This window comes from Daejeonella rubra (assembly GCF_900103545.1).
In the GTDB taxonomy this organism is placed as follows: domain Bacteria; phylum Bacteroidota; class Bacteroidia; order Sphingobacteriales; family Sphingobacteriaceae; genus Daejeonella; species Daejeonella rubra.
On record NZ_FNHH01000035.1, the window covers coordinates 15,009 to 39,039 of the forward strand.

At 38.3% G+C, this 24,031-nt stretch carries 22 protein-coding genes; 11 read left to right on the forward strand and 11 right to left on the reverse strand.

The window, feature by feature from the left end; translation table 11 throughout:
- The first annotated feature begins 39 nt into the window (after nucleotides 1-39).
- Entirely contained in the window at nucleotides 40-414 is a 375-nt protein-coding gene (locus tag BLR27_RS16720; RefSeq protein ID WP_090706796.1) for a DUF779 domain-containing protein, read from the forward strand.
- Between the two features lie 67 nt (nucleotides 415-481).
- Here BLR27_RS16720 and BLR27_RS16725 read toward each other — a convergent pair whose 3' ends face one another.
- The 3 genes from BLR27_RS16725 to ggt form a co-directional block, all read right to left on the reverse strand.
- Nucleotides 482-1,465 (reverse strand): sterol desaturase family protein, encoded by a 984-nt coding sequence (locus BLR27_RS16725; RefSeq protein ID WP_090706798.1) that lies wholly within the window; start codon nucleotides 1,463-1,465, stop codon nucleotides 482-484.
- A gap of 206 nt (nucleotides 1,466-1,671) precedes the next feature.
- Complete coding sequence (locus tag BLR27_RS16730) at nucleotides 1,672-4,119, reverse strand: bifunctional YncE family protein/alkaline phosphatase family protein (RefSeq protein WP_090706799.1); 2,448 nt, start codon at nucleotides 4,117-4,119, stop codon at nucleotides 1,672-1,674.
- Nucleotides 4,120-4,333: 214 nt separating this feature from the next.
- Nucleotides 4,334-6,025, reverse strand: coding sequence for a gamma-glutamyltransferase (gene ggt / locus BLR27_RS16735; protein WP_090706800.1), 1,692 nt, complete (start codon nucleotides 6,023-6,025; stop codon nucleotides 4,334-4,336).
- Between the two features lie 247 nt (nucleotides 6,026-6,272).
- Here ggt and BLR27_RS16740 point away from each other — a divergent pair, with 247 nt between their 5' ends.
- A complete protein-coding gene (locus tag BLR27_RS16740; RefSeq protein WP_090706802.1) occupies nucleotides 6,273-6,680 on the forward strand; it encodes a DUF2452 domain-containing protein in 408 nt (135 codons plus the stop codon).
- 333 nt (nucleotides 6,681-7,013) lie between these two features.
- On the opposite strand, the gene BLR27_RS18595 is transcribed toward BLR27_RS16740, so the two are convergent.
- The gene (locus tag BLR27_RS18595; protein ID WP_176767731.1) at nucleotides 7,014-7,154 is read right to left on the reverse strand and encodes a hypothetical protein; all 141 of its coding nucleotides are present in this window, start codon (nucleotides 7,152-7,154) and stop codon (nucleotides 7,014-7,016) included.
- Nucleotides 7,155-7,250: 96 nt separating this feature from the next.
- Between BLR27_RS18595 and BLR27_RS16745 the strand changes: the two genes are divergently transcribed.
- The 5 genes from BLR27_RS16745 (at nucleotide 7,251) to BLR27_RS16770 (ending at nucleotide 13,721) form a co-directional block, all read left to right on the forward strand.
- Entirely contained in the window at nucleotides 7,251-9,641 is a 2,391-nt protein-coding gene (locus BLR27_RS16745) for a hypothetical protein (RefSeq protein ID WP_090706803.1), read from the forward strand.
- 339 nt (nucleotides 9,642-9,980) lie between these two features.
- Nucleotides 9,981-12,173, forward strand: coding sequence for a DUF5916 domain-containing protein (locus BLR27_RS16755; protein WP_090706806.1), 2,193 nt, complete (start codon nucleotides 9,981-9,983; stop codon nucleotides 12,171-12,173).
- A 125-nt stretch (nucleotides 12,174-12,298) separates the two neighbouring features.
- The gene (locus BLR27_RS16760; RefSeq protein ID WP_090706808.1) at nucleotides 12,299-12,742 is read left to right on the forward strand and encodes a hypothetical protein; all 444 of its coding nucleotides are present in this window, start codon (nucleotides 12,299-12,301) and stop codon (nucleotides 12,740-12,742) included.
- 146 nt (nucleotides 12,743-12,888) lie between these two features.
- Nucleotides 12,889-13,371, forward strand: a complete 483-nt coding sequence (locus BLR27_RS16765; protein ID WP_090706810.1) for a hypothetical protein — start codon at nucleotides 12,889-12,891, stop codon at nucleotides 13,369-13,371.
- Nucleotides 13,372-13,463: 92 nt separating this feature from the next.
- On the forward strand, nucleotides 13,464-13,721 hold the full coding sequence (locus BLR27_RS16770) for a hypothetical protein (RefSeq protein WP_143007774.1): 258 nt from the start codon (nucleotides 13,464-13,466) through the stop codon (nucleotides 13,719-13,721).
- Between the two features lie 51 nt (nucleotides 13,722-13,772).
- On the opposite strand, the gene BLR27_RS16775 is transcribed toward BLR27_RS16770, so the two are convergent.
- Nucleotides 13,773-15,305, reverse strand: coding sequence for a SulP family inorganic anion transporter (locus BLR27_RS16775; RefSeq protein WP_090706813.1), 1,533 nt, complete (start codon nucleotides 15,303-15,305; stop codon nucleotides 13,773-13,775).
- A 422-nt stretch (nucleotides 15,306-15,727) separates the two neighbouring features.
- Between BLR27_RS16775 and BLR27_RS16785 the strand changes: the two genes are divergently transcribed.
- The 3 genes from BLR27_RS16785 (at nucleotide 15,728) to BLR27_RS16795 (ending at nucleotide 17,875) form a co-directional block, all read left to right on the forward strand.
- Entirely contained in the window at nucleotides 15,728-17,065 is a 1,338-nt protein-coding gene (locus BLR27_RS16785; protein ID WP_176767732.1) for a M24 family metallopeptidase, read from the forward strand.
- Between the two features lie 154 nt (nucleotides 17,066-17,219).
- Nucleotides 17,220-17,567: a type II toxin-antitoxin system RelE/ParE family toxin gene (locus BLR27_RS16790; protein WP_090706816.1), complete on the forward strand. Its 348-nt coding sequence runs from the start codon at nucleotides 17,220-17,222 to the stop codon at nucleotides 17,565-17,567.
- Nucleotides 17,567-17,875: a helix-turn-helix transcriptional regulator gene (locus tag BLR27_RS16795; protein WP_090706817.1), complete on the forward strand. Its 309-nt coding sequence runs from the start codon at nucleotides 17,567-17,569 to the stop codon at nucleotides 17,873-17,875. The genes BLR27_RS16790 and BLR27_RS16795 overlap by 1 nt, the downstream gene beginning before the upstream one ends.
- Here BLR27_RS16795 and BLR27_RS16800 read toward each other — a convergent pair.
- The 6 genes from BLR27_RS16800 to BLR27_RS16825 form a co-directional block, all read right to left on the reverse strand.
- The gene (locus BLR27_RS16800; protein ID WP_090706819.1) at nucleotides 17,872-18,645 is read right to left on the reverse strand and encodes a metallophosphoesterase family protein; all 774 of its coding nucleotides are present in this window, start codon (nucleotides 18,643-18,645) and stop codon (nucleotides 17,872-17,874) included. The two genes, BLR27_RS16795 and BLR27_RS16800, sit on opposite strands and share 4 nt — an antisense overlap.
- Before the next feature lies 1 nt (nucleotide 18,646).
- Nucleotides 18,647-19,714, reverse strand: a complete 1,068-nt coding sequence (arsB, locus tag BLR27_RS16805) for an ACR3 family arsenite efflux transporter (protein WP_090706820.1) — start codon at nucleotides 19,712-19,714, stop codon at nucleotides 18,647-18,649.
- Between the two features lie 126 nt (nucleotides 19,715-19,840).
- On the reverse strand, nucleotides 19,841-20,494 hold the full coding sequence (locus tag BLR27_RS16810) for a DUF2306 domain-containing protein (RefSeq protein WP_090706822.1): 654 nt from the start codon (nucleotides 20,492-20,494) through the stop codon (nucleotides 19,841-19,843).
- 253 nt (nucleotides 20,495-20,747) lie between these two features.
- Nucleotides 20,748-21,128: a PH domain-containing protein gene (locus BLR27_RS16815; protein WP_090706823.1), complete on the reverse strand. Its 381-nt coding sequence runs from the start codon at nucleotides 21,126-21,128 to the stop codon at nucleotides 20,748-20,750.
- 124 nt (nucleotides 21,129-21,252) lie between these two features.
- Nucleotides 21,253-21,447 (reverse strand): helix-turn-helix transcriptional regulator, encoded by a 195-nt coding sequence (locus BLR27_RS16820; RefSeq protein WP_090706825.1) that lies wholly within the window; start codon nucleotides 21,445-21,447, stop codon nucleotides 21,253-21,255.
- Nucleotides 21,444-21,836, reverse strand: a complete 393-nt coding sequence (locus tag BLR27_RS16825; protein WP_090706827.1) for a hypothetical protein — start codon at nucleotides 21,834-21,836, stop codon at nucleotides 21,444-21,446. Before BLR27_RS16825 ends, BLR27_RS16820 begins: the two co-directional genes overlap by 4 nt.
- A 287-nt stretch (nucleotides 21,837-22,123) precedes the next feature.
- On the opposite strand from BLR27_RS16825, the gene BLR27_RS16830 reads away from it, so the two are divergent.
- Entirely contained in the window at nucleotides 22,124-23,704 is a 1,581-nt protein-coding gene (locus BLR27_RS16830; protein WP_090706828.1) for an amidohydrolase family protein, read from the forward strand.
- Nucleotides 23,705-24,031: the final 327 nt, after the last annotated feature.

The window sequence follows — 24,031 nt, forward strand, 5'->3', positions numbered from 1 at the left end:
TCCCATTCAGAATTTTTCCATTAATATAGATTTAGGAAAATGAGCACAAAAAGAATAGATGCAACACCCAGAGCACTTGAAATTATTCAACAGCTAAAGAACGAGCATGGTGAACTAATGTTCCATCAAAGCGGAGGTTGCTGCGAAGGCTCCTATCCGCATTGCTTCGAAAAAGGCGGATTTTTGGTAGGATCAAATGATATATGCATCGGTGAAATTGCAGGCTGTAAATTTTATATGGCTAAAGACCAGTTTGAATACTGGAGGCATACCCATCTTACGCTCGATGTAATTGAGGGAAGAGCAGCCAGCTTTTCACTGGAAGCCACACTTGATGTTGGCTTTTTAATACAATCAAGGTTATTTACAGAAAGCGAATTATCAGATCTGGAACCAATTGTTGAATCTGAATGATCTGAAAACTTATACATCTTCTGGGTGCATAAGATTGAAGTAAACAGGTGCAGGATAAAATAAGATCTTATACCTTATTCAGCATTGCCTTTTTCAGAGCAGCTGAGGTTTTATGATCACCGGTATGGTTCCAACCAGGAGGCATAAACAAATAGAGAATTTTATTCTTTAAACCTGGCGCATGCCATACATCCTTCAACAGGGCTGTAATTTCTCCAAAATAAGCATCCAGAAAACTATTAGGCTTCATTTCTCTGGTAATTCCATATTCCACCTTTATTTCATCCTTTTCAGGCTGGTAAGTTTTGAAAACCTTATCCCAGATATTTAAAAGATTGCAATAGTTGGTATCCATATATTCAATGTTCTTAGCATGATGAACGCGATGATGTGCAGGTGTTAATATGAATTTCCCCAAAATACCCAGTCTGGCATTCTTCATTGCTGATTCACCAATATGAATAAAGGAGCCATAGGTGCCATCAATGAACATGATCACAAATAACATTGCCGGCGGAACCCCTGCAAGCATGCAAATTGAGGTCCTGATCACATCGGCATACGGGCCTTCAAGAAAAAAATGAGCGTGAGAAACAGCCAGATTCATACTTTCAGGAGCATGATGCGTGGAATGTAAACACCAAAACAACCTGACCTTATGTGCCAGAAAATGATAGATAAAATGAGCGAACTCCCAAATGATATACCCGTAAATAAACCAGTACCAGGTGAAGTTTATGTTGATGATGGCATACTTCTCAAATAAGCCAATGCAGATCATCGTCATCCCCAGGGAAATATATCTCCCGATAACTGAATTCAACACATAAGAAAAGAATGAGATTTTATATGAAACAACTTTAAACTGCTTATACATTAGGCCCCTGATCAGTTCAAAAACCAAAATTATCGGCAGTATGGGTGCAATTGCTGTAGTTAACCCTTTATAGGTAAGTAAAATTTGATAATCACCTGATTGAATGATACGTATAAGCTCTTCAATACTAAAAAAGCCTTTCAGTTGCTCCCAAACTACTCCAATTAGTTCCATAAAGAATATAATGATGACAGATTTGAAAAAATATTTCTAATTAATTCAATACGAAGATATAATTAGTGTCTGCATTTCAAAATTCATAAATTCTTTATTTAACATTTACTTTGTAAAGAAACAATTTCATCTAAAGAATAAGCCCAATGCAAAAACACATTGGGCTTATTCCATAAATATTAAAAATTGTGAGTATTAACTAAAAATTATTTTCCCTCATCTTCCTTGTCGTTGATCTTCAGGAAGGCAGCCCGAACAGGTGATGGAGCAGGTTTCCCTTTGATTCCCATCCACAATATATCATTGAATATGAGATCAGGCACCGCATCCTCTTTAGTCCAGTCAAACTTTTCTGAGAGCTTGCCAAGCTTGGTATTGGCAGGATTCTTATCATTCAGGTTTACACTTACCGGTAAATGATTAAATGGTGTATAATTTGGTTTATTGGTAAATAACCGCCACATCGGTGTAGCGGCTGCATCATATTGAGTCATAGGTGGTAAACCAAGAATCAGTTCCATGGTTCTAAGCATTCCGGAAGTAGTATACATTGTATGATCCACATATTTTCTTTTTACAAAAGGGCCAATAACAAAAGCCGGACTTCGGTGTGCGTCTACATGATCAGGTCCGTTTTGCGCGTCGTCCTCAAGGATAAATACTACACTTTCTTTCCAAACCGGACTTTTGCTCAAATGGTCAATGAGCATTCCTACCGCAAGGTCATTATCCGCAACATGGGCAAATGGGGTTGGCCTGCCTGCTCTCATCCCCTCAGTATGATTATTCCCAAGCCTTATCGTTGAAAATTGAGGCACAGCATTGTTCTCAACCAAAAAATCAAAGTCCCTTTTCCATTGGTAAAAACGTGTGGTATCCCTCACCCCAAGACCATAAGGTGCATAATTTGCAGAATGACCTTTTAACGATTCTAGCCTTGGCTTCAGACCAAAATCATCGGCTACGAACTCTCCATAAGAACGATAAGTCACATTATGCTTAGCACAAAGATCCCAGATAAAACCATCTTTATTATTACCTATTTTAAGTGTAGCTGAAGTACCATGTGTACCTCCTTTTGCACCATATGAAGCAGGCCAGTTTTTCTCTACATAATCATTCGCATAAGCTCCCATACTCCAGTTATGTCCATCAGCACTAACCTCGGCATCTACGTAAAAATTATCAAGAAGTACATAATCTCTTGCAAACTTATGTTGGTTAGGGGTGATCTTTTCTCCAAACAATAAAAGTGAGGTATCCCCATTCCCGCCAGGGATGTCGCTTAATACCTGATCATAGGTTCTGTTTTCCTTAATGATGTAGAATACATGTTTTATTGGAGATTTATCACCAACCTTCATCGGAATTGGATTGCCGGGTTCTCCGTCAGCAAGTAATTCTTTGGACTTGGAGTAAGGTGAGTTTTTATATACAGCCTGCGAAAAAATGCCTAGTTGAGTAACTGAAGGTTCTGAAATAATACTCAAAGTACCACGAAACAGCGAACCGATATATTGAACCTTCTCTGGTTTTGTAACATCAGCTTTATGGCTCAAAACTAATTGCTTTTTATCCACCGGATTCGGACCAAATGGATTAGCATAGGAACTTAAACCCTTACCGTTCGTAACAAAGATCTTTTTGCCAATTACCTTAACATTTGTTGGGTACCATCCTACAGGAATAAAACCTTTCGACTTACTTTCCGAAACTTCCGATACATCAAATACTGCCAGACAGTTATTATCAGCATTAGCAATATAAAGTGTTTTTTCATCTTCGCTTAATGCAAGTCCGTTACTGGTTGACCCGCTAGGTGAATCAGGATATAAAGCCGCATTCAAAGTTTCAACAACTGTTTTGGTTTTGGTATTTATGATACTTACAGAGTTATCATCAGAATTTGCTACATATAAATAAACTCCATTCCTTGTAAGAAACATCTCATTGGGATGATTACCAACACTGATTTCCTGAACTATTTTTTCAGATTTGATATCATAGAACAACACCTTTTTATCTCCCCACAAGCTGATATAAAGTGTATTACGGTCGTTACTCAACTTACAGGCATAGGCTTCAGCTCCCAGAGAAATAGTTTGTTCAAGTTCCTTAGTACCCAGATTAAATACATATAAACTCTTGGCCTCTTTAGTAACTACAAATAGTTTATTATGTATTGTTTCTTCCAGATCGAGGCCCGCTGTTCCAATTTGATTTGGCCATGCTTTACCCAATGCAAAAGAATCAACCAATTGTAATTTTTCATTTTGGAGAGCATATTTATTTACCTTATTGTCATGTCCACCTGAAGCATAAAGAAACTGGTCATCTTTACTAAATGCCAGACCATACCAGGCCTTTGCTATCACAATACTATCTATTCGAATCTCTTTTTCTACATCGATCAGATCTATCGTATGTGTACTCTGGCCATTATTTGTGATAGCCATATATTTCCTATTCTTAGTAACTGCCATATTTAGGGGCAGTTCACCTATTGAAAGATTTTTACCTGCCGGAGTCAATGACCATCCATTAGGAAGCAGTACTTTCTTTTTATCAAGTTCAGACAATGACTGGGAAAATGAGGTTTGAAAAAGAAAGATCAATACTAGTGAGATTAAAGAAAATTTAAGTTTAATGTTCATGTTTTAGTTTTATAAATAATCTTGTAATAATGGTTTCATTCCCAAATTCATTTTAGATCTGTTACCTCTTAATTAAAAGAGTTAATAAAAGCAGAAAATGAGAGTTTAATCACCCGTCTAATTTATTCAAAACAATAGCAACTTGTTTTAAATCAATAATAACAAATTGTTAAAAAATTAGAATCGGGAGATCCATCCAAGTTTATTAATTTTTTCAATAACCTGCTGCCTGCCCGTCTTTCCGTGATTCTGATGCACCAAAGTAAACCTTCCTCACAGGATCCCAGCGAATTGCCTGGTATCCACCATACATCCCGTTTATATAACCAACCTGATGTCCCTTTTGCATTAAATCCCTTATCACATCATAGGTGTATCCACTTTCAAGAGTGATCATTCCGCCTTTCGGAGCCATACCTTCACCTGTGGGTTCAGAAGATCCATCGTGATTGATTCGGGGATAGTCACCTGCTTCCTGAATGTTTAAACCAAAATCAACCACATTCATTACTATCTGGACATGACCCAATGGTTGAAACGATCCGCCCATAACACCAAAACTCATTACTGGCTGGCCATCTTTGGTCATAAATGCAGGAATAATTGTTTGAAAAGGCCTTTTCCCGGGGGCATAGGTATTATTTTCACCCTCTTTCATTACATTGAACAATTCGCCACGGTTCTGGAACATGAAGCCAAGTCCGTCAGGCATCATCCCCGATCCAAATCCACGGAAATTACTTTGGATCAATGAAACCATATTCCCATCCTTATCTGCCACTGTCAGGTAAATGGTATCTCCATCTTTCATTGCCGGATTTCCTGCATCCACACGGACAGAGGCCTTATCAGGGTCTATCAGCTTTCTCCGTTCAGCGGCATAGGCTTCGGAGATCAGCTCTTTTACCGGGACTTTAGCAAATTCCATATCCGCATAGAACTTTGCACGATCTTCAAAAGCCAGTTTTTTTGCTTCCGTAAAAAGGTGTATATGCTCTGCACTTCCTAGTTGAATCTTCGAAAAATCATAGCCCTCAAGGATGTTCAGCATTTGTAAAGCCGCAATCCCCTGTCCGTTTGGTGGCAATTCCCATACATCGTAACCTCTGTAATTCACAGAAACAGGATCAACCCAGGTTGAGGTGTGAGATGCCATATCATTGTAGCTCAGAAAGCCGCCATTTTTTTTCATAAAGGCATCAATAGTACGGGCCATATCTCCTTTATAAAACACATCTCTGCCTTCTTTGCCTATCCTTTCCAGCGTATTGGCAAGATTTGGATTTTTGAAAACATCACCTTCAAGCGGCACCTGACCTTTAGGATAATAATGCTGGGCGATATTGGGATACTGATCATATAAAGACACAACATTTTTCAAGGAGTGAGCTAATTCACCATGCACAGGAAATCCATTTCTGGCGTATGAAACTGCCTTTTCAAGCACCTTGCTCATGGGCATTGATCCGAATTTTTGATGCAATTCAAACCAGGCATCTACACAACCCGGAACGGAAACAGGCAATGGTCCGCGGGACGGAATATGTGCGATCCCTCTTTTCCTGAACTCATCCAATGTCAGAGATTTTGGAGACCGACCAGAACCATTAAGTCCGTATAATTTTTTGGTTTTCGCATCCCAGACTATGGCATACAAATCACCTCCTATCCCATTCACATGAGGCTCTACTACCCCCTCCATTGCATTTGCAGCGATGGCGGCGTCAATTGCATTACCTCCTGCTTTTAACACATCCAGAGCAGCCTGAGTTGACAGAGGGTGAGAAGTTGCGGCCATGCCGTTCTGAGCAATTACCTGCGAACGGGTTGACCATATTTTGCCATAAGGGCGATCCTGTGCCAACAGGCTAAAGGGCAAACATAGCAGTAGAATGATCCATTTCATGATTAGAAGATTTGATAAGTCTAAGATAATTGATTTTATTCAGCCTATTTCATACCTGAACTCAAATTAAATCTATCAAAAGAGAATAACATTTAAGAGTAGTACCGAATAATTTGAAGACCAGACTATCTCCTTTCAAGATCGAAGCCATGATATTACATTGAATTTACACAAAGATTTAGCTCATTCATTAATTTAGCACTGGAAAAATATTTTTTATAAACCAATAAGATTCAAGATATTCTGAATGCAAGAAAATGAAGAAAAACCCGACCTGGTTGTTTGGGACAATGAGCGTGGTTATTATCAAAAAGGTTTAAGCTATGGCAGTAATATCAGCGCACCTGCCATAAATATTGAAAACATTTCAGGGTGGAAACAATCCAATGCAGATGCAGCCAATAAAAACTTCAAGACCAAGTTTGATGAACTAAAAGAGGAATATGAAAAACTAGTAAATGAGGTCCAGCTCAATGAATTGGTCTATTCATCAAAATACAATTTCACTCCGATCATGGGACAGGTATATCATCTCTACAGTAAGGCAGACGATTCGCTATTTTTATCAATGATATCGCCTGATAGCTGGAAACAAAAATATTTGGGATCTTTCAAACTGGATACCAGCCATAAATGGGCCAGGGTTGAGCTATAAGATGAATAATTTTAGAACCAAAAACATTCATCTAACTAGAATTAAGCTGCTTAATAGTCCAACGGATCCAATTCCAAACCAAATAATTTTTCAGATATTTCATTTAATTTTTTAACAGGGCGGAAAGTGCGGAACATATATTTTGCATAGTGTACCGGAGCCAGATTTTAAACCGGGGAAAGCCTTTTCCAACTCATAGAAATCTTCCCAATTATCTTCCATCAAGAGGGCCAAAGTATACGTATTTACAGCTTCCCCCTCAAAATATTGTTCTGAAAGTCTATGTAGAATTCATAGAATTAAACCACCTTCCGGCATACTAAACTGCCCGATTTAAGCACGTTTTTTCTGCATACAACTTCCTTTGATAAGCAAGGCTTGTTTGGGTGAAATACCATCAGGTAATTGAGTGAAATCTTCGGTCTGCAAATCCGGAAGATCATTAATTACTGATCTGTATTGCCTGTTTATCATTTCTTTAACATAGGGCTTCCGAAGAATGAATTAGTTCCTTGATGAAAAATACCTTATTTTAATTTTTTGAATCAGAGTGGAACCAAATTTATTTTTATGATTTTTTCTAAACTAAATATCCTCAGAAATGCAATCCTTTTTACCGGGTTGATCTGCCTATCTCACTATTCTTCTGCACAAGTTTCATTCACTTCGGGCGAACTGAAAATGAGCATTAGCAAGCAGGGATCTGTGACAGAATTATCAAATACATCCACAGGTAAAAATTATATCTATACTGACACAGTTTCTCCACTCATTACACTGGTAAGCAATAACATACGATACCAGCCAGGTTCTATGGCCTATGATAAAAATCAGAAAAAAATCATGCTGGGTTTTAAAGATGCAGGCGTAAGTATTGATGTCCGGGTAACGAGCAAAGCCACTCATCTGGTTCTGGAAATTATGAGGGCAGTACCCGAAAATAAGATCGATGCTATTATTTGGGGGCCCATTCCCAATACGATCAATAAAACCATAGGTGAGATCATTGGCGTGGTACGCGATAGCGAAATTTCCCTTGGAATACAGGTTTTAAACATTAAAACTCTCGGTGGCGACTATCCTTCCAGAGAAGGCAGCACCTGGGCAAGAGGCATTGCGGCAGTCCCGGCAAAATGGGGAAGTAATCTGCAAGCCTACTCCATTAACAGAGATCGCGATCGTTTTGTGGATGCATGGGGTGGAGTTTACAAAAACATGCCTGTGAAAGCATTAAAAGGCGAAACGGTAGTTGGGAGTAAGATCGCAGTTTTTTCCTGTAAAGAGCCCCTGACCTTCGATCGTCTGGAGCAAATTGAGATCGCCGAAAACCTTCCGCATCCAACCATTAATGGGGTTTGGTTTAAAAAATCAAATCTATATGGTAAATCCTACATGATCTCATCCTATGGTGAAAAAGATATAGATGAGATGATCGGGTACACCAAACGAGCGGGGTTAGTATCCTTATATCATGAAGGACCCTTTAAAAGCTGGGGTAATTTTGTATTGAATCCTGAACAATTTCCAAATGGAAAGGATGGCTTAAAGAAATGCGTAGATAAAGCACATGCGGCAGGATTGTATCTTGGAATGCATACGCTAACCAATTTCATCAATACGAATGATCCTTATGTGTCGCCAGTTCCTGATAAGCGACTTAGCTTCACCGGATCTTCAACATTAATTAAATCGATTCATGCTGATCAAAATACCATCGAAGTCGCATCGCCAGAATATTTTAACGATGAAGCAGGAAATAATCTTCATACAATTAAAATAGGAACTGAATTGATCCGCTATAAATCAGTGAGCAGTACCGCACCTTTTATTTTACTGGATTGTCAGCGTGGTGCTTATGGGACTGTAAAATCTGCTCATCAGGCAGGGGAACAGGTTGGAAAACTTTTTGATCATTCCTACAATGTATTTTTTCCTAATCTGGACATGCAAAGGGAAGTGGCAAAAAATATTACTGACCTGATGAATGAGACCGGTGTGGATCATCTTGATCTGGATGGACATGAAGGCGCCCTGGCTTCCGGACAAGGTGATTATGCACTTGAATTATTTGCCAAAGATGTGTATGATCAGGTGAAACACGATTTTATTATTGGTACCAGTCTGAGTAAAACATTCTACTGGCATATCGGATCATACTATAATTGGGGTGAGCCCTGGTACGGCGGATTCAAAGAAAGTATGCAGCAGTACCGTATTGATAATCAGGGCTTATTTGACCGGAATTATATGCCTCATATGCTGGGCTGGTATCTTTTGGCAGAAAACACAACCCTTCCGGAGATGGAATGGATGCTGTCGAGAGCCGCCGGATATAATGCAGGATTTGCCATGGTTGCAAGGCCAGCGGCATTAAGAAAAAACACTCAGACCAACCAATTGCTCGATGCGATACGAGAATGGGAAATGGCAAGAAACGGGAATGCTTTCAGCAAAGTGCAGCAAGAGGTGTTAAAAAACCCTAAAAATGAATTCCATCTTGAAAAGAAAGCTGAAGGTAAATGGACGCTTCATCAGTATGCCATGTCGCCGGTTTTTACAAGAGAAAAATTTGAACGCCAGCCGGGTGAACCCACTCATACCACCTGGAATTTGCAGTATAACTGGAAAGAACAGCCTTTACAATTCAGGATGCAGATTACAGGTGAGAAAGGCAGCGTGAAAAATATTAAAATGCAAATTGACAATTATAAAGAACTTTTATTCCCCATTGAATTAGCTGCCGGTGAAAGCCTGGTTTCTGATGGAACTGAAATTATCCGTCTCTATGATAAAAATGGCAAACCAAAGAGTACCTTCAAACTTTCGACTAGTCCGCCGAAAATTTCATCGGGATCGCATGTCATTTTAATTGATTCTGAATACCCTGAAGATGAAAGTCCGAAGATTGAAGTGCAATTTAAAGGGTTGGATAAAATGGAGGAAATAGAGATTTCTAAATAAATTAATTTCCTGTATCCAGAGAATTTAGCATTGCTGGCGCGTGTTTTTAAATCTTTCATAAATGCTGCGAAAAAAGTCTACTGGTGGATGGGCACACGAGAAACGCGTGCGCCAGCGGAGATTGCATTTAATAATCTAAAAATCGTTGTACAAAAACCGTACGGCTTTGAAACTATTGCTATTAAAAATCAATTTTTCAAATCGCCTGAAACTCAACTTAGGGATCGCAAAGCGACTTTTTGGTTTAAATGAATATAAGACTAAATTAGCATCATCATAAAACAAAATTCTATTTAAGACATGAACCTTCAATGTAAATCTCTTTGGATAATATCAATAATGTTGATTTTTTCATTTTATGTTGAAGCTCAGGAAAACCGAACCCAGTCACAGGTAACAAACCGACCTGCTGTTCAAGCCAAATTATCTAATGCAGACCCGCTTATCGACGGTAAAATAATTGGCGATTCATTTTGGGAAAGCATTGAGCCCATTGGTGATTTAACACAAATCAAACCTAATATCGGAGCTCCTGCTTCCGAAAAGACGGTAATAAGGATTGCTTATACAGATAAAATGTTTTATGTGTCAGCTATCTGTTACCATACTGATCCGAAAGCAATAGTAGTTTCTGACTCAAGAAGAGATGCTGATCTGACGGATGATGATAGTTTTCTATTTATCCTCGACACCTATAACGATACTCAAAATGGTTTTTTATTCGGAACCAATGCAAATGGAATGGAATACGATGCTCAAATTGATAACGAAGGCAAAGGAAGTAATAATACTAATCGCCAGCAAGGAGGTGTAATTGGTGGTATAAACTTAAACTGGGATGCAGACTGGGATGTCAAGACTCATATTGGAGATTACGGATGGAGTGCAGAGTTTGCTATTCCATTGCGTTCCCTGAGATTTACAGCAGGTGAAAACCTGGTTTGGGGTATCAATTTTGAAAGGAACATCAGTAAAACTACTGAAACCGCTTACTGGGCAACAATTCCAATAGGTTTTGATCTGAAGAGATTGTCTATGGCCGGTAAGTTGAATGGATTAATCCTCAAAAATCCAGGCAATTTCAAAATATTTCCATATGCACTTACTCAGGTAGTCAACAATAAGTCTATTGTGCCTGATAAAACTGATACAAATTTTGAGGCCGGAATGGATTTGAAGTATAGTGTTACGCCTAGTCTGACAGTTGACTTAACCTATAATACTGATTTTGCTCAAGTTGAAGTAGATGATGAGCAAGTTAATTTAGATCGATTCAATTTATTTTTTCCGGAAAAGAGGCCATTTTTCCTGGAAAATGCAGGTCAATTTACAGTGGGCAGTCCGGGCGAAGTAGATTTATTTTTTAGTCGTAAGATTGGGATTAGTGACAATGGAAATATTATACCGATCACAGGAGGAGGACGGGTTTCAGGTAAAATAGGGCAAACCAATGTGGGATTATTAAGCATGTTTACAGACGATGTCCAAAGTCTGGGCATAGATAAGAATAGCTATAACATGGCCAGAGTAAATCACGATTTTCCAAAAAACAGATCTTCAATTGGGGCGGCATTTATAAATAGAACAGGACTGGGAGAACGCAATGATGATTACAATCATGTCATGGCGGTAGATGGGAAATGGGGTCTGGGCCAAAAGGCACAAATCACTGGGTTTTTAGCTAAAAGTGCAACTCCCGGAATTACCGATTCTGATCATTCATATAAACTTCAGTTTAGTTATAATTGGGAAAGATGGGAACTTAGAGCTGCCTATACTGAATTAGGTGAAGGATTCAATCCGGAAGTAGGTTTTCTTCAAAGGAGTGCTTTCAGGAAACCTGAATTTTTTATCCAGCACAGGTGGAGGCCGGATAATGTATTGAATCTGTTAGAACTTAGGCCTCATATCTCCTATAGACAATATGCCGATTTTAAAGGAAATCTAGTTACGGGATACCTCCATATTGACAATCATTGGGTTTGGAAAAGCGGCCTGGAGATACATACAGGCATTAATTATACAACAGAAGGCGTTTTACAGGATTTTAATTTATCGGGGGTTTTAGTGTCCAAATCAACATATAAACATAATGAAATGCAACTGGTCCTGATGACAAATCAAAACAAAGCAGTTTCATTGAATGCCCGAACTATCGTAGGAGGATATTTTGGAGGAGATAGAATTGCGACAACAGCTACTGTAAAAGCTAGAGTTGGAGATAAATTGAATTCATCCGTCATTGTAAATCACAATATATTAAATCTGCCAAACGGGGAATTGAAAGCTATTATACTTGGGAATCGTTTGGCTTACTCATTTACCCCGCGTATGTTTGTTCAGAGTTTAGTTCAATATAACAACAGGTCAAGAATTACTTCTGTAAATGCAAGATTTGGATGGCTTCAAAATGCAAATAATGGTTTGTTTGTAGTAGTCAATATCGTAAAAGACAAGGATTTGCTTGACCTCTTAGATACCCAGAGTCTGACATTGAAATACACACGTAGCTTTGATTTATTAAGTTTGTAAATATTCTTACTAGCCCAAGGCCAGCGCATCCAATCTCATTATTTAAGCTTTTATTTCCCTTGGCACCCTCACATGCTTAAGAAATGATGTATCTATTTCGGTTTTTTAAATTACAGAATATGTCTATGAAATATCTATTCATCTTTTTACTGTATATCCCTTATTCTGCAAATGCGCAGGATATGTCGGACAATACCTTTTATAATTCTTTTATGAAGTACTTCAAATTAAGCGCCCCTCGCGAGCGGTTTATGGCCGGGTTTTCACTCCATTCTATCAGGATGAAAACTAATTCCAAGGGAGTGATTGTAAGCTATGAACCTAGCCTTAATATCGATAGTATTTTATTAAAAGATATCGATATGGCGTTTCGCCAGGTGGACAAAGCCGGCTTGAAAACCTTTAAGTACCGTAAGAAAACCTTGATCCTGCCGATTATGGTGATCAGAGGAAATCCAAGCGGGGTCGACATTGGAATGTGGCAATATGAAAAGGAGCTGCGGTCGAATATTGTTTTACTTTCCCCGCTTATTTATTTAATGAGCTCAATGAAGCCCATTGTTAACTGAGTGACTGGTTAATTCGTTTTGTAATAATGTTAGGAGGAACAAAGAATCTCATAATTACTCAAGCCAAAGAGAATCCAACTATATAGGTATAAGGTAATTAATAAATATTTTTTTATATTTATTATTCGCTAAAAAAACGCTCCATCATGTCGAAAAGATTTTTATGCCTCCTGCTTATTCTAGCCGCAATTGAAGCCCCCGCACAAACTTCACGCCTCAGGCTAACCGCTCCCCTTAACGGCAGCACAGTGAATTCAAATCAGCGAATGTTATTTACCTGGCTGCAGCCTATGCCGGTCGGAAGTGATCAAATCCATAAGTTCAAAATTGTTGAGATCCTGGGCGACCAGTCGCCCGAGCAAGCGTTCAGGGGGAATAAACCTATTTTCGAAAAGGACAGCATCATTTACTTACGTATTAATAAACCCCATTTCGAGAAAGACAGCCTCAAAGAACTGACCCTAAATGCCCGGTTAGGTGCAGGTAAAAGATTTGCCTGGAGCATACAGGTATTTAACAGAGACGGAAAGCTGATTGGCGGCAACGGTGCGAGTGATATTTTTATGTTTCGGACTGCAAATGGTGAAGTACCTGTTAAATTGGATGGTGTGCAACGGAAGCAGAATTAATGCCGGATTAAAAAGGAAGAGGGTGTGTTGTCCCGAATACCTCCCAACATTTCGGACAGGCTGATGGTATCGATCATACCGACTACGAGGAATTGACTCAAAAAATTTCAGCATCAAATAAGGCCAGAGTGGTTTCTGCTGCAGATCTGGCGATAGGATGGTTAGAAACAAGAACTCCACGTGAAATGCAGATCTATCCTCAATTAAACAGCATAACCCATAAGATTATTGCGGAAGGATTTAGCAGCAAGGTGATCACACCCGGCATTTCCACGAGCGAAGATCTCGTTTGGTGGTTCAGGCAGAAAGTGAATGATATGGGATTACTGCAAATCAGACAAAACCATTAATAGTTATTAATTTCCCTTTAGGTATGAAAAAAGGAGTTTTGCCAATTAATTTTACCTGACTATATCAGTCACTACTTTATAGGATGGATCTTCCCATAAATTCACATCAATTATGGCTTCCGCATTTTTAAGCAGTTGCTTACAATCGGGACTTAAATGCTTTAAATGAACTTTTTTACCTACTTTATGGTAGCGTTCTGTTATTTTATTCAGTGCTTCAATTGCCGACATGTCTACAACCCTGCTCTCAGCAAAATCAATAATTACTTCATCAGGATCACTTAAAACATCAAATTTCTCATTAAAGGCAGCAACAGAACCGAAAAATAAAGGGCCATATATTTCGTAGTGTTTCACACCATGATCATCAATTGATTTTCTTGCCCTGATACGTTTAGCATTATCCCAGGCAAATACCAGAGCAGCAATTACAACCCCTATTATTACAGCAAGAGCCAGATTATGCAAGAACACCGTAACCAAAGTAACCATCACCATCACAAAAATATCCGATTTCGGCATTTTGGTAAAAGTTTTCAGACTTGCCCACTCAAAGGTTCCGATTGCAACCATGATCATCAATCCGGTTAATGCAGCCATTGGAACCTTCTCAATTAAAGAGGACCCGAACATAACAAAAACGAGCAGCATTACTGAAGCCACAATACCTGACAATCTTGCTCTTGCACCATTCGATACATTAATTAAGCTTTGACCGATCATTGCACAACCGCCCATTCCTGAGAAAATACCTGATAAAATATTTGCAGCACCCTGGGCAACAGCTTCTTTATTTCCTCTGCCCCTTGTTTCAGTAATTTCATCTACAATATTGAGTGTCAGCAAACTCTCAATCAAGCCAACTCCGGCAACTATTATGGCAAATGGAAATATAATTTGAAGAGTTTCCAGCGTAAATGGAACCATTGGGATGTGAAAAGGTGGGAAAGTTCCTTTGATCGATGCAATATCTCCAACAGTTTTTGTGTCGATCCCGAAAAAAGCTACGAGGCCAAATATTTTCAAAATTGCAGCAAGTGATGCTGGAATAACCTTTGTGACTTTAGGAAGTCCATAAATAATAGCCATTGTTAGCAGGACCAATCCTAACAAGATATAAAGGGTATTTCCTGTTAACCAATTACCTGAAATATCCTTAAACTGATCTAATTGCGACATGAAAATGATAATTGCTAATCCGTTGACAAACCCGAAGATCACAGGATGAGGAACCAGTCGAATTAACTTACCCAAACGTAAAAAACCTGCTGTCATCTGTATTATTCCTGCCAATACAACCGCTGCAAACACATACTCCACACCATGTGATTTTGCTAATACAACAATCACAACGGCAACCGCTCCTGTTGCACCTGATATCATGCCCGGACGCCCACCAAAAATGGAAGTAACCAGGCCCATTACAAATGCAGCATAAAGTCCGGTAAGTGGTGATAAACCGGCAATCAATGCGAAAGCAACAGCTTCCGGGACTAGTGCAAGCGCTACTGTAAGTCCTGATAAAATTTCTGTTTTATAGTCGACCTTTTGTTTTAAGTCAAAGAGATTTAAATATTTAGTCATATGTATATAATTGATTTTCAAGTTATTGGTAATCAATATCCCATGTTAGGTAACTAAGTTTTCCTAATGAAAATCTCTGTAAAAAAAGGTCTTTTATAGAGTCTCAGAAAATGAGAATTGATTAAATCACGGGGAATGCAAATCTAAAAATTATTCAATGAAAATTGATTTGTCGAAATGAATAACTCAAATTTATTCAAAAAGCTTCTTTTATGTGCAATTAAGCACATGCTTTTGAAAAACAAATCCTGAATTCTAAGGGCAGCAAAATTTGAATATTTTAGGATCCAAAAATTAAAAATAGATTGCAGGTAATTTATGATAATTTCGATTGAATAGATATTGAGCATATCTGAATCGATTAATAATTCAAGAAAAAACATAAACAGTTGAATAAAAAGAATTAGACACATATTTTAAATATGATAAAGAAACTATCCGGATTAATTGCCTTCATTCTGATCGCCATTACTGCACATGCACAAATATTACCACTGAAAGAGCAGGCCAGAATTATCGATGAAGTATTGGCTGACAGATTCAATAATCTCCTGCCCTCACTCATGGAAAAAAACAAGATCGATATGTGGGTGATCGTTTCAAGGGAATATAATGAAGATCCGGTTATCAGAACCATGCTTCCTGCAACCTGGTTAAATGCCAGACGCCGAACCATTCTTGTATTTTATAATAACCCGAAAACTAAGGTATTTAAGAAAATAGCCATAGCCAGATACAACGTTGGTGATGAGATTGAAGCTCAATGGGATATGAAAAAATTCCCGGACCAATGGGATGCATTGAATGATATAATTGGGCAATATAAACCTGAAAAAATAGCCTTGAATACCTCCCAACATTTCGGACAGGCTGACGGCATCGATCATACCGATTACGAGGAGTTGACACAAAAATTTTCAGCATCAAATAAGTCAAAAATAGTTTCTGCTTCTGATCTGGCGGTGGCATGGTTAGAAACCAGAACACCTCGTGAAATGCAGATCTATCCTCAATTGAACAGCATAACCCATAAAATCATAGCGGAAGGATTTAGCAGCAAAGTGATCACACCCGGTATTACCACGAGCGAAGATCTCGTTTGGTGGTTCAGGCAGAAAGTGAATGATATGGGATTATCCACCTGGTTTCATCCTTCAGTCAATATCCAAAGAAATGACAATGTCGCCTTTGATCATTTAAAAGCATTTTCAAAAGAATCGAAAGATCAGGATAATGTGATCAGGACTGGTGATCTGCTGCATGTAGATTTTGGCATTAGCTACCTTCGATTAAATACCGATGTTCAGGAGCATGCCTATGTACTTGCACCGGGAGAAAAGGCAGCACCCTCCTATTTAACTGAAGGATTATCAAAAGCAAACCGCTTACAGGATATCTTAACCAATCAGTTCAAAGAAAACAGAACCGGTAACCAGATTCTGGCAGCTGCCCTGGATCAGGCAAAACAAGAAAATATCAATGGAACGATCTATACCCACCCTCTTGGCTTTCATGGACATGCTGCAGGGCCAACGATCGGATTATGGGATCAGCAAAATGGTGTTCCCGGTAGCGGTGATTATCCCATGCATTACCAAACAGCCTATTCCATTGAATTAAATGCGGCTGTCGACGTGAAAGAATGGAATAAGCCGGTGCGATTTATGCTGGAACAAAATGGCTATTTTGATAAAAACGGGTTCTGGTACATTGATGGGCGCCAGACTAAATTGCATTTAGTGGGTGGCGAGAATAACTAAATTTCCCCGACTCACTTTTATCATAAAAGCTACCAATCCAACCAATACAAAATGCTCTTAAACTAACGATTGACAGTAAGCACAAAATGTGAATACTTTAAAAATTGAAATCCAAAAATTTGCAAATTGTTAACTTTTGAGTTAACTTTGTACTGTGAAAACTGAACGACAAATAATTTTCTATAAACACTATTTTCAAGACTTCTATCTGGAACAGTCTGAAAAAGTGCAAGAAAAAATTGAGTTTGTTTTCAAAATTGTAAAAACTGTACAAAATGTTCCAAAAAAATTTCTTGAACATATGACAGGAACTGATGGTCTTTATGAAATCAGAATAGAATATGAAGGCAATATTTATCGAATATTTTGTTGTTTCGACAAAGGTAATTTAGTCTTGTTGTTTAATGGTTTCCAAAAGAAAACCCGGAAAACACCAAAGAAAGAAATTGATTTGGCTCAGAAACTAAAAGACGAATATTTTAACGCAAAAAAGAAAAGGTAATGAATAATAAAATCGAAATAAGAGATGCTAAAAACTTTGATGAGTTATTAGATATCAAATACGGAAAAATTGGCGCTGAAAAACGTGACACATTTGAAGAGAAAGCTCAGTATTTTGTAATTAGCGCAATGTTGAAAGAAGCTCGGAAAGAAGCAAATATGACACAAGAACAATTAGCTGAAAAGGTAGGCACGAAGAAAAGTTATATCTCAAGGCTTGAAAATGGAAAATGCGATATTCAACTTTCTACACTCTACAGAATATTTGAATTTGGACTTGGAAAAAAAATCAACCTATTATTTTCCTAGAACCCTCTTCTTAACATATCAGCGAATTCATTTGGCAAAGGGCTGTCTTCTACAGCCTTTGCCGCTTTTTCCACATCATACTCAAACCTCACAAATTCAACATCAATGGCATTCTTATCCAGTTTGCTTGATTCAGGATTTAGGGTTAAAATCACGTAGCATCCCCTCGGATCAGCATCCTTTGGTTTGCCTACGGAACCAATATTAATGGCATGACGATAGTTCTGACCTTCTGATTCAATTGCAGGCAAAACCCGATAATAAGGTTTATGCGTATGTCCGAAACACAGGATATCCGCATCAGCATCTTCCAGGATTCGCATTAAACTTTTCTCTTCACGATCTTCAAAAAGATACTCATTGATCTTCCTCGGACTACCATGAACAAGCAGCAGATTCATCTGATCCTTGTTCAATTTAAATTCGACACGTATATGTGAGGGTAAAGTCCTTAGGTAGTTGCGCTCCTTAGGTTTCACCAGATGATTGGTATAAGAGATAGAGATCTTTCCCATATCCTTTTCAGGATCCGTTTTATAGGCGCATCCGCATTCATCGCTCATCAAACCAATGCCTTCATCATAATTTCCTGCAATGGTGGGAATACCTCTTCTTCTGATCTCATTGACCACCTCATTGGGCCAGACATTGTATCCTACAAGATCACCAAGGCAATAAATGGCATCCACATCCTGCTCATCAATGCTATTTAAACATGCTTCCAGAGCTGGTAAATTTGCATGTATGTCCGAAAATAGTGCAATTCTCATATTATGTAGTTTTATATAATCTATCTCTCAACCAAAAAGCAACATTTACCAGAATAATGAGTGCAGGAACCTCAACTAATGGACCGATAACACCCGCAAAAGCCTGGCCACTGTTTATCCCATAAACTCCGATCGCTACGGCAATCGCTAATTCAAAATTATTACCTGAAGCTGTAAAAGCGATGGAAGTATTCGTACTGTAATCGGCTCCCATTTTTTTTCCGATCAGAAAACTAATAAAGAACATCAGTGTAAAATAAATAACTAATGGAATGGCTATACGAACTACATCAAATGGAATCTCAACGATCAATTGCCCTTTCAGACTAAACATCAGTACAATGGTAAAAAGCAGTGCTATCAATGTGATCGGTGATACCCTGGGAACAAATTTTTCATTGAACCATATTTCCCCTTTGCTCCTGATCAAAAAATAACGGGTCAGAAAACCAGCCAAAAATGGAATCCCCAGATAAATGGCAACACTAAGGGCAATCTCCCCTATCGTAATGGGAACAATTGAACCAGAAAGTCCGAATAATGGCGGAAGTACTGTAATGAAAAAATAAGCATAAACACTATAAAGCAATACCTGAAATATACTGTTCAATGCCACCAGTCCGGCCGCATATTCACGACTGCCTTCTGCGAGTTCATTCCATACAATAACCATGGCAATACACCTTGCCAAACCAATTAGGATCAGTCCGACCATGTATTCAGGGTAATCACGTAAAAAGATTATGGCGAGGAGAAACATGAGTACCGGACCGATGATCCAGTTTAAGATCAGAGAAACCGTCAATACCTTAGTGTTTTTAAATACTTCGCCTAATCGATCATACCGAACCTTTGTAAAGGGAGGATACATCATCAGGATCAAGCCAATGGCTAAAGGAATATTAGTTGTGCCCTGTGAAAGTGAATTGATCCAGGTAGAAGAGTTTGGGAAAAAATTACCAATTCCAACACCAATCGCCATGGCCAGGAAGATCCATAATGTCAGGTAACGGTCTAAAAAACCTAGCCTTTTCCTTTGGTAAGCCGGAACACAATTCGTAGCTGACATAATCTATATTACTTTGCATCGCAATATTACGATTATTTAATCGAATGCGTAATATTTAATTTATTTTCGATCAGTAGCTCTGGAATATCTTGAAAAACTCAAGAGATAAGCAAAATGAAAAATTATTTAAACTGCCTTGGAAACAATTGGGAGATCCTTTTTGTACTTTTTAGACCAGAAAATTATCAAAGGCGTAATCACTACGGTTGGGAACAACCAAACAATATAATCAGGCAGAAACTTTACGTTTACGACCAGGAAAGCCGTCATTGCTGCGATATAAGTACCCAGCATTCTTTGAAGATGAGCCTGCAACCAATTATTGGTATGATCCAATTGACCTTTATAAAATTTATAATCCGCATAAATAAAACGTATCGATACAAATGCAAATGTCAGATAAACGTATCCGAAGTTACTTTCTGATACCATGTTAAGTCCCTGGTAGACAAACATAGCTGCAACAACTACCATAGCAAGCACAATTACTTTGTCAAATAAACTTGCAGTCACATCTTTCTTCTTGAATTTAAGATAAATATTTCCCGTCAGATTCATATAGAGGGTAAAAACACCTATGATAAACAAGAATGGATTCGGGCGTATTTGTGAAAGAATTAAAGAACTGACACCGGCAAGGATCATTCCCCAATAAAAGAATCGCCCGATCATTTTATGCCTCGCATCTCCCTTCTTTAAAAAGAGAATAACAGAACCAGCCAAAAGCCCGATACTTCCACCCAGGATATGGATGATCAAAAAGAAATTAAAAAGTGTCATAAAAAAGGTTTGTCGAATTTAGCTTTAATTGCATATTCACGACTAAAATTTCTTAATTATCAAAAAAATATAATCAAATCGAAAATATATTTCTTTAAGTTAAGAATCAATTCGGTTTGTACAAACCAATGGGAATTATCCTGTAATCAGCAAGAATTGGGCAATGAACAAGTCCAATTCGTTTCAGATTGAAACGATTTAAACCTCTGACAAGATTTCTGCAAGCTGGAATTAGCTCCTTGAAAAAGCGAAATTACCTAAGAACATGATAAGCCAGCACCTTTTGAACATCATAAACATTCACTGATTTATTAAATTGCTTGGTTATACTTGGGTTCTGCTCACTGGAAACCCAGATCTTTAATTCAGCATCTAATTCAAAGGTGCCGGCAGTTTCCACACTGAATCTGGAGATACTTTTATAAGAAATAGATGTGTATGCAGTTTTGCTTCCTGTTAATCCCTGCTTATCAATTAAGATCAATCTTTTAGAAGTGAATATGAAGGTATCGCGGATCAATTTAAAGCCAAGCTCAATTTCCTCTCCTTCAATCAAAAGAGATGCATAATTTTTCAATAATTCTTCGTTGCTTACTGCACCTGCATTGCCTAATAAGGCAGAAAATAAACCCATAATTAGTATATAATTTATTGAAACAAGTATTCGATATGCTTAATAAAAATTCAAGAGAATGATTCTATGAATATTCAGCAAATATGTCTTAGCAAATATGAAAAAATAAATGATTTAGTCTCCACTATTTTCCAAAATGAAATATTTCTTCAATAGGTAGTTGAAATAGGTTTGCAATCTTAAAAGCGGTGGGTAAACTAGGATCAAATTTTTCCTTTTCAATGGCATTTATTGTTTGCCTTGAAACCCCAATGATCTCTGCCAGATCTTCCTGAGTCATATTCCTCAGACTTCTTAGCTCCCTGACTCTATTTTTCATGTATATCGCCTCGTGTTTACTACGAATGAAACTAAATAGCTTATACCAATAAACATGACCAGATAACTTATTTCCGCTTTAAAATTAAACAAACCAGCTCTCTCTACTAATGAAAAAGTTAATCCCACAATCACTGATAAACCAAGTGTTATTGCCATAGACTCCAGATGAATTTTCTTTTCTAATTCATCAAAGTCATTGAACAGATCTCTGTTTGAGAGAATCATCAGTACTCCATTTATCAGGTTAACAATAATTGAAAATGTGGTTAAAAAGGCATGATCATCCCAAATATACTTAGAGCCATAGGTGGCTATGGCCAATGTTGCTACCCAGCTCCAGGTCCAAAGAGCTAATTTCCGAACCTTTGTTTTTCTTGCTAAATTCATCTTTGTCTTTTATTATGTAAAGTTAACTTTACAAAAGTAATTAATTAAACCATAATGTAAAGTCTTATTTACATTTTTTTTAATAAACTGGTTAATCAGTAACGAAACACCGGATTAAACTCAAGATATAAACCTTGAACTAGTCAAAATGAATCCCAGAAAGCATGACCAATAAAAAAATCCGGGAATTGGCAGGCAGAAAATTTCACTTTGCTCAGAGTTGATTTTCCCGGTATTTTATTATTCTTTTTAAAAAACCTACATTCATGATCTTATAATTCTTTTCCATGAAAAAATCAATTATTGCCCTTATGCTCCTGCCATTGTTTAGCCTGGCTCAGATTAAGCCTGCTCCCGACAGAACAGAAGGGGATGGACCTTATAATAAACTTATTATCAGGGGTGTAACCATGATCGATGGTACTGGTGCACCTGCGATAGGACCCGTAGATATTGTCGTAGAAAAAAATAAAATTACTGAAATCAAGGTTGTGGGATATCCTGGTCTGCCGATCAAGGAAGACCGCAGGCCAAAAGCTGGTCCGGAAGATAAGGTAATGGATCTGGAAGGCCATTATTTATTGCCGGGATTAATAGATATGCATGGTCATATTGGTGGAACCGGACAGGGAACGCCGGCAGAATATGTTTTTAAGCTATGGATGGCCCATGGAATTACCACAGTTAGAGATCCATCTGCTGGCAATGGTCTAAACTGGGTATTGGATCAGAAGAAGAAATCAGCTTCTAATCAGATCACAGCACCAAGGCTTCTTGCCTATACCAGTTTCGGCCAGGGTGCTGCAAAGCCCATTACCAATGCCGCTGAAGCAAAAGCCTGGGTAAATGAAAATGCTGCAAAGGGAGCTGATGGCATCAAGTTTTTTGGTGCCAAACCTGAAGTTATGCAGGCAGCTATGGCAGAGAATAAACGAATTGGCTTACGCTCCGGTATGCATCATGCACAAATGGATGTTGCACGCTGGAATGTCTTACAATCTGCCCGGGCAGGTCTAACGTCTATGGAACATTGGTATGGATTACCGGAAGCCTTATTAGTAGACCGTACCATACAGGATTACCGATTGGATTATAATTATCAAAACGAACAACATCGTTTTGCGGAGGCTGGAAAATTATGGAAACAGGCAGCTGCACCTTATTCAGATCACTGGAATAAGGTCATGCAGGAATTATTGGATCTGGATTTCACACTCGACCCTACCTTCAATATTTATGAAGCCAACCGTGATTTAATGAGGGCTAGAAGAGCAGAATGGCATGAGGAATATACCTTACCTTCCCTGTGGCGCTTCTACAAGCCGAGCAGAGAATCCCATGGATCTTATTGGTTTGATTGGACAACGGAAGAGGAGATACAGTGGAAGGAAAATTACAGGCTTTGGATGACCTTTGTCAACGAATATAAGAACCGGGGTGGCAGAGTGACTGCTGGTTCTGATTCCGGATTTATTTACCAGCTTTATGGTTTTGCCTTTATCCGCGAATTGGAATTGCTTAGAGAGGCTGGATTCCATCCCCTTGAAGTGATCCGGTCGGCGACCATGTATGCTGCACAAGCCCTGGGCATGGAAAAAGAAATTGGTACCGTGGAAGTAGGAAAATTGGCTGATTTTGTGATCCTGAAGGAAAATCCTTTGCAAAACCTCAAGGTTTTATATGGAACCGGTGCTATCCGCATTGATGAAAATAATGAACCAATACGTGTTGGCGGAGTGAAATATACAGTGAAGGATGGTATAGTCTATGATTCCAAAAAACTGCTTGAAGACACTCGCAAAATTGTACAGGAAGCCAAGGCAAAGGAAAATATCAAGACCTTGAAGCAACCGGGATTAGACTGGTAAGGAAAGGGGGTGTCAGTTGTCTGTTATCTGTTATCTGTTATCTGTTATCTGTTATCTGGCTAACGACAATTGAAAGCGTAAAGCTGAAAGGTTAAAGCTGAAAGGTTAAAGCTGAAAGCATAAAGCGTAAAGCGTAAAGCTGAAAGGTAAAAGCAGAAAGGTAAAAGCAGAAAGGTAAAAGCAGAAAGGTAAAAGCAAAGAGCAAAAATAGATTTGCTGTAGTGGCAAATTCTGTACTTCCCTAATTAGAGTTGACCGGTTTCTAATAGTTTTTCATTGTTAAAAATAGTAAACCTTGGCTTAGAAAAAAGTTTATTATTAAACCAA

Coding starts and splice junctions, on each gene's coding strand:
- BLR27_RS16830 (WP_090706828.1), top strand. CDS start 22,124: ATGAAAAAATCAATTATTGCCCTTATGCTCCTGCCATTGTTTAGCCTG.
- BLR27_RS16755 (WP_090706806.1), top strand. CDS start 9,981: ATGTTGATTTTTTCATTTTATGTTGAAGCTCAGGAAAACCGAACCCAG.
- BLR27_RS16820 (WP_090706825.1), bottom strand. CDS start 21,447: ATGAAAAATAGAGTCAGGGAGCTAAGAAGTCTGAGGAATATGACTCAG.
- BLR27_RS16810 (WP_090706822.1), bottom strand. CDS start 20,494: ATGACACTTTTTAATTTCTTTTTGATCATCCATATCCTGGGTGGAAGT.
- BLR27_RS16725 (WP_090706798.1), bottom strand. CDS start 1,465: ATGGAACTAATTGGAGTAGTTTGGGAGCAACTGAAAGGCTTTTTTAGT.
- BLR27_RS16765 (WP_090706810.1), top strand. CDS start 12,889: ATGTCGAAAAGATTTTTATGCCTCCTGCTTATTCTAGCCGCAATTGAA.
- BLR27_RS16795 (WP_090706817.1), top strand. CDS start 17,567: ATGAATAATAAAATCGAAATAAGAGATGCTAAAAACTTTGATGAGTTA.
- BLR27_RS16815 (WP_090706823.1), bottom strand. CDS start 21,128: ATGGGTTTATTTTCTGCCTTATTAGGCAATGCAGGTGCAGTAAGCAAC.
- BLR27_RS16760 (WP_090706808.1), top strand. CDS start 12,299: ATGAAATATCTATTCATCTTTTTACTGTATATCCCTTATTCTGCAAAT.
- BLR27_RS18595 (WP_176767731.1), bottom strand. CDS start 7,154: ATGATAAACAGGCAATACAGATCAGTAATTAATGATCTTCCGGATTTG.
- BLR27_RS16785 (WP_176767732.1), top strand. CDS start 15,728: ATGATAAAGAAACTATCCGGATTAATTGCCTTCATTCTGATCGCCATT.
- BLR27_RS16740 (WP_090706802.1), top strand. CDS start 6,273: ATGCAAGAAAATGAAGAAAAACCCGACCTGGTTGTTTGGGACAATGAG.
- BLR27_RS16745 (WP_090706803.1), top strand. CDS start 7,251: ATGATTTTTTCTAAACTAAATATCCTCAGAAATGCAATCCTTTTTACC.
- BLR27_RS16800 (WP_090706819.1), bottom strand. CDS start 18,645: ATGAGAATTGCACTATTTTCGGACATACATGCAAATTTACCAGCTCTG.
- BLR27_RS16775 (WP_090706813.1), bottom strand. CDS start 15,305: ATGACTAAATATTTAAATCTCTTTGACTTAAAACAAAAGGTCGACTAT.
- arsB (WP_090706820.1), bottom strand. CDS start 19,714: ATGTCAGCTACGAATTGTGTTCCGGCTTACCAAAGGAAAAGGCTAGGT.
- BLR27_RS16825 (WP_090706827.1), bottom strand. CDS start 21,836: ATGAATTTAGCAAGAAAAACAAAGGTTCGGAAATTAGCTCTTTGGACC.
- ggt (WP_090706800.1), bottom strand. CDS start 6,025: ATGAAATGGATCATTCTACTGCTATGTTTGCCCTTTAGCCTGTTGGCA.
- BLR27_RS16720 (WP_090706796.1), top strand. CDS start 40: ATGAGCACAAAAAGAATAGATGCAACACCCAGAGCACTTGAAATTATT.
- BLR27_RS16730 (WP_090706799.1), bottom strand. CDS start 4,119: ATGAACATTAAACTTAAATTTTCTTTAATCTCACTAGTATTGATCTTT.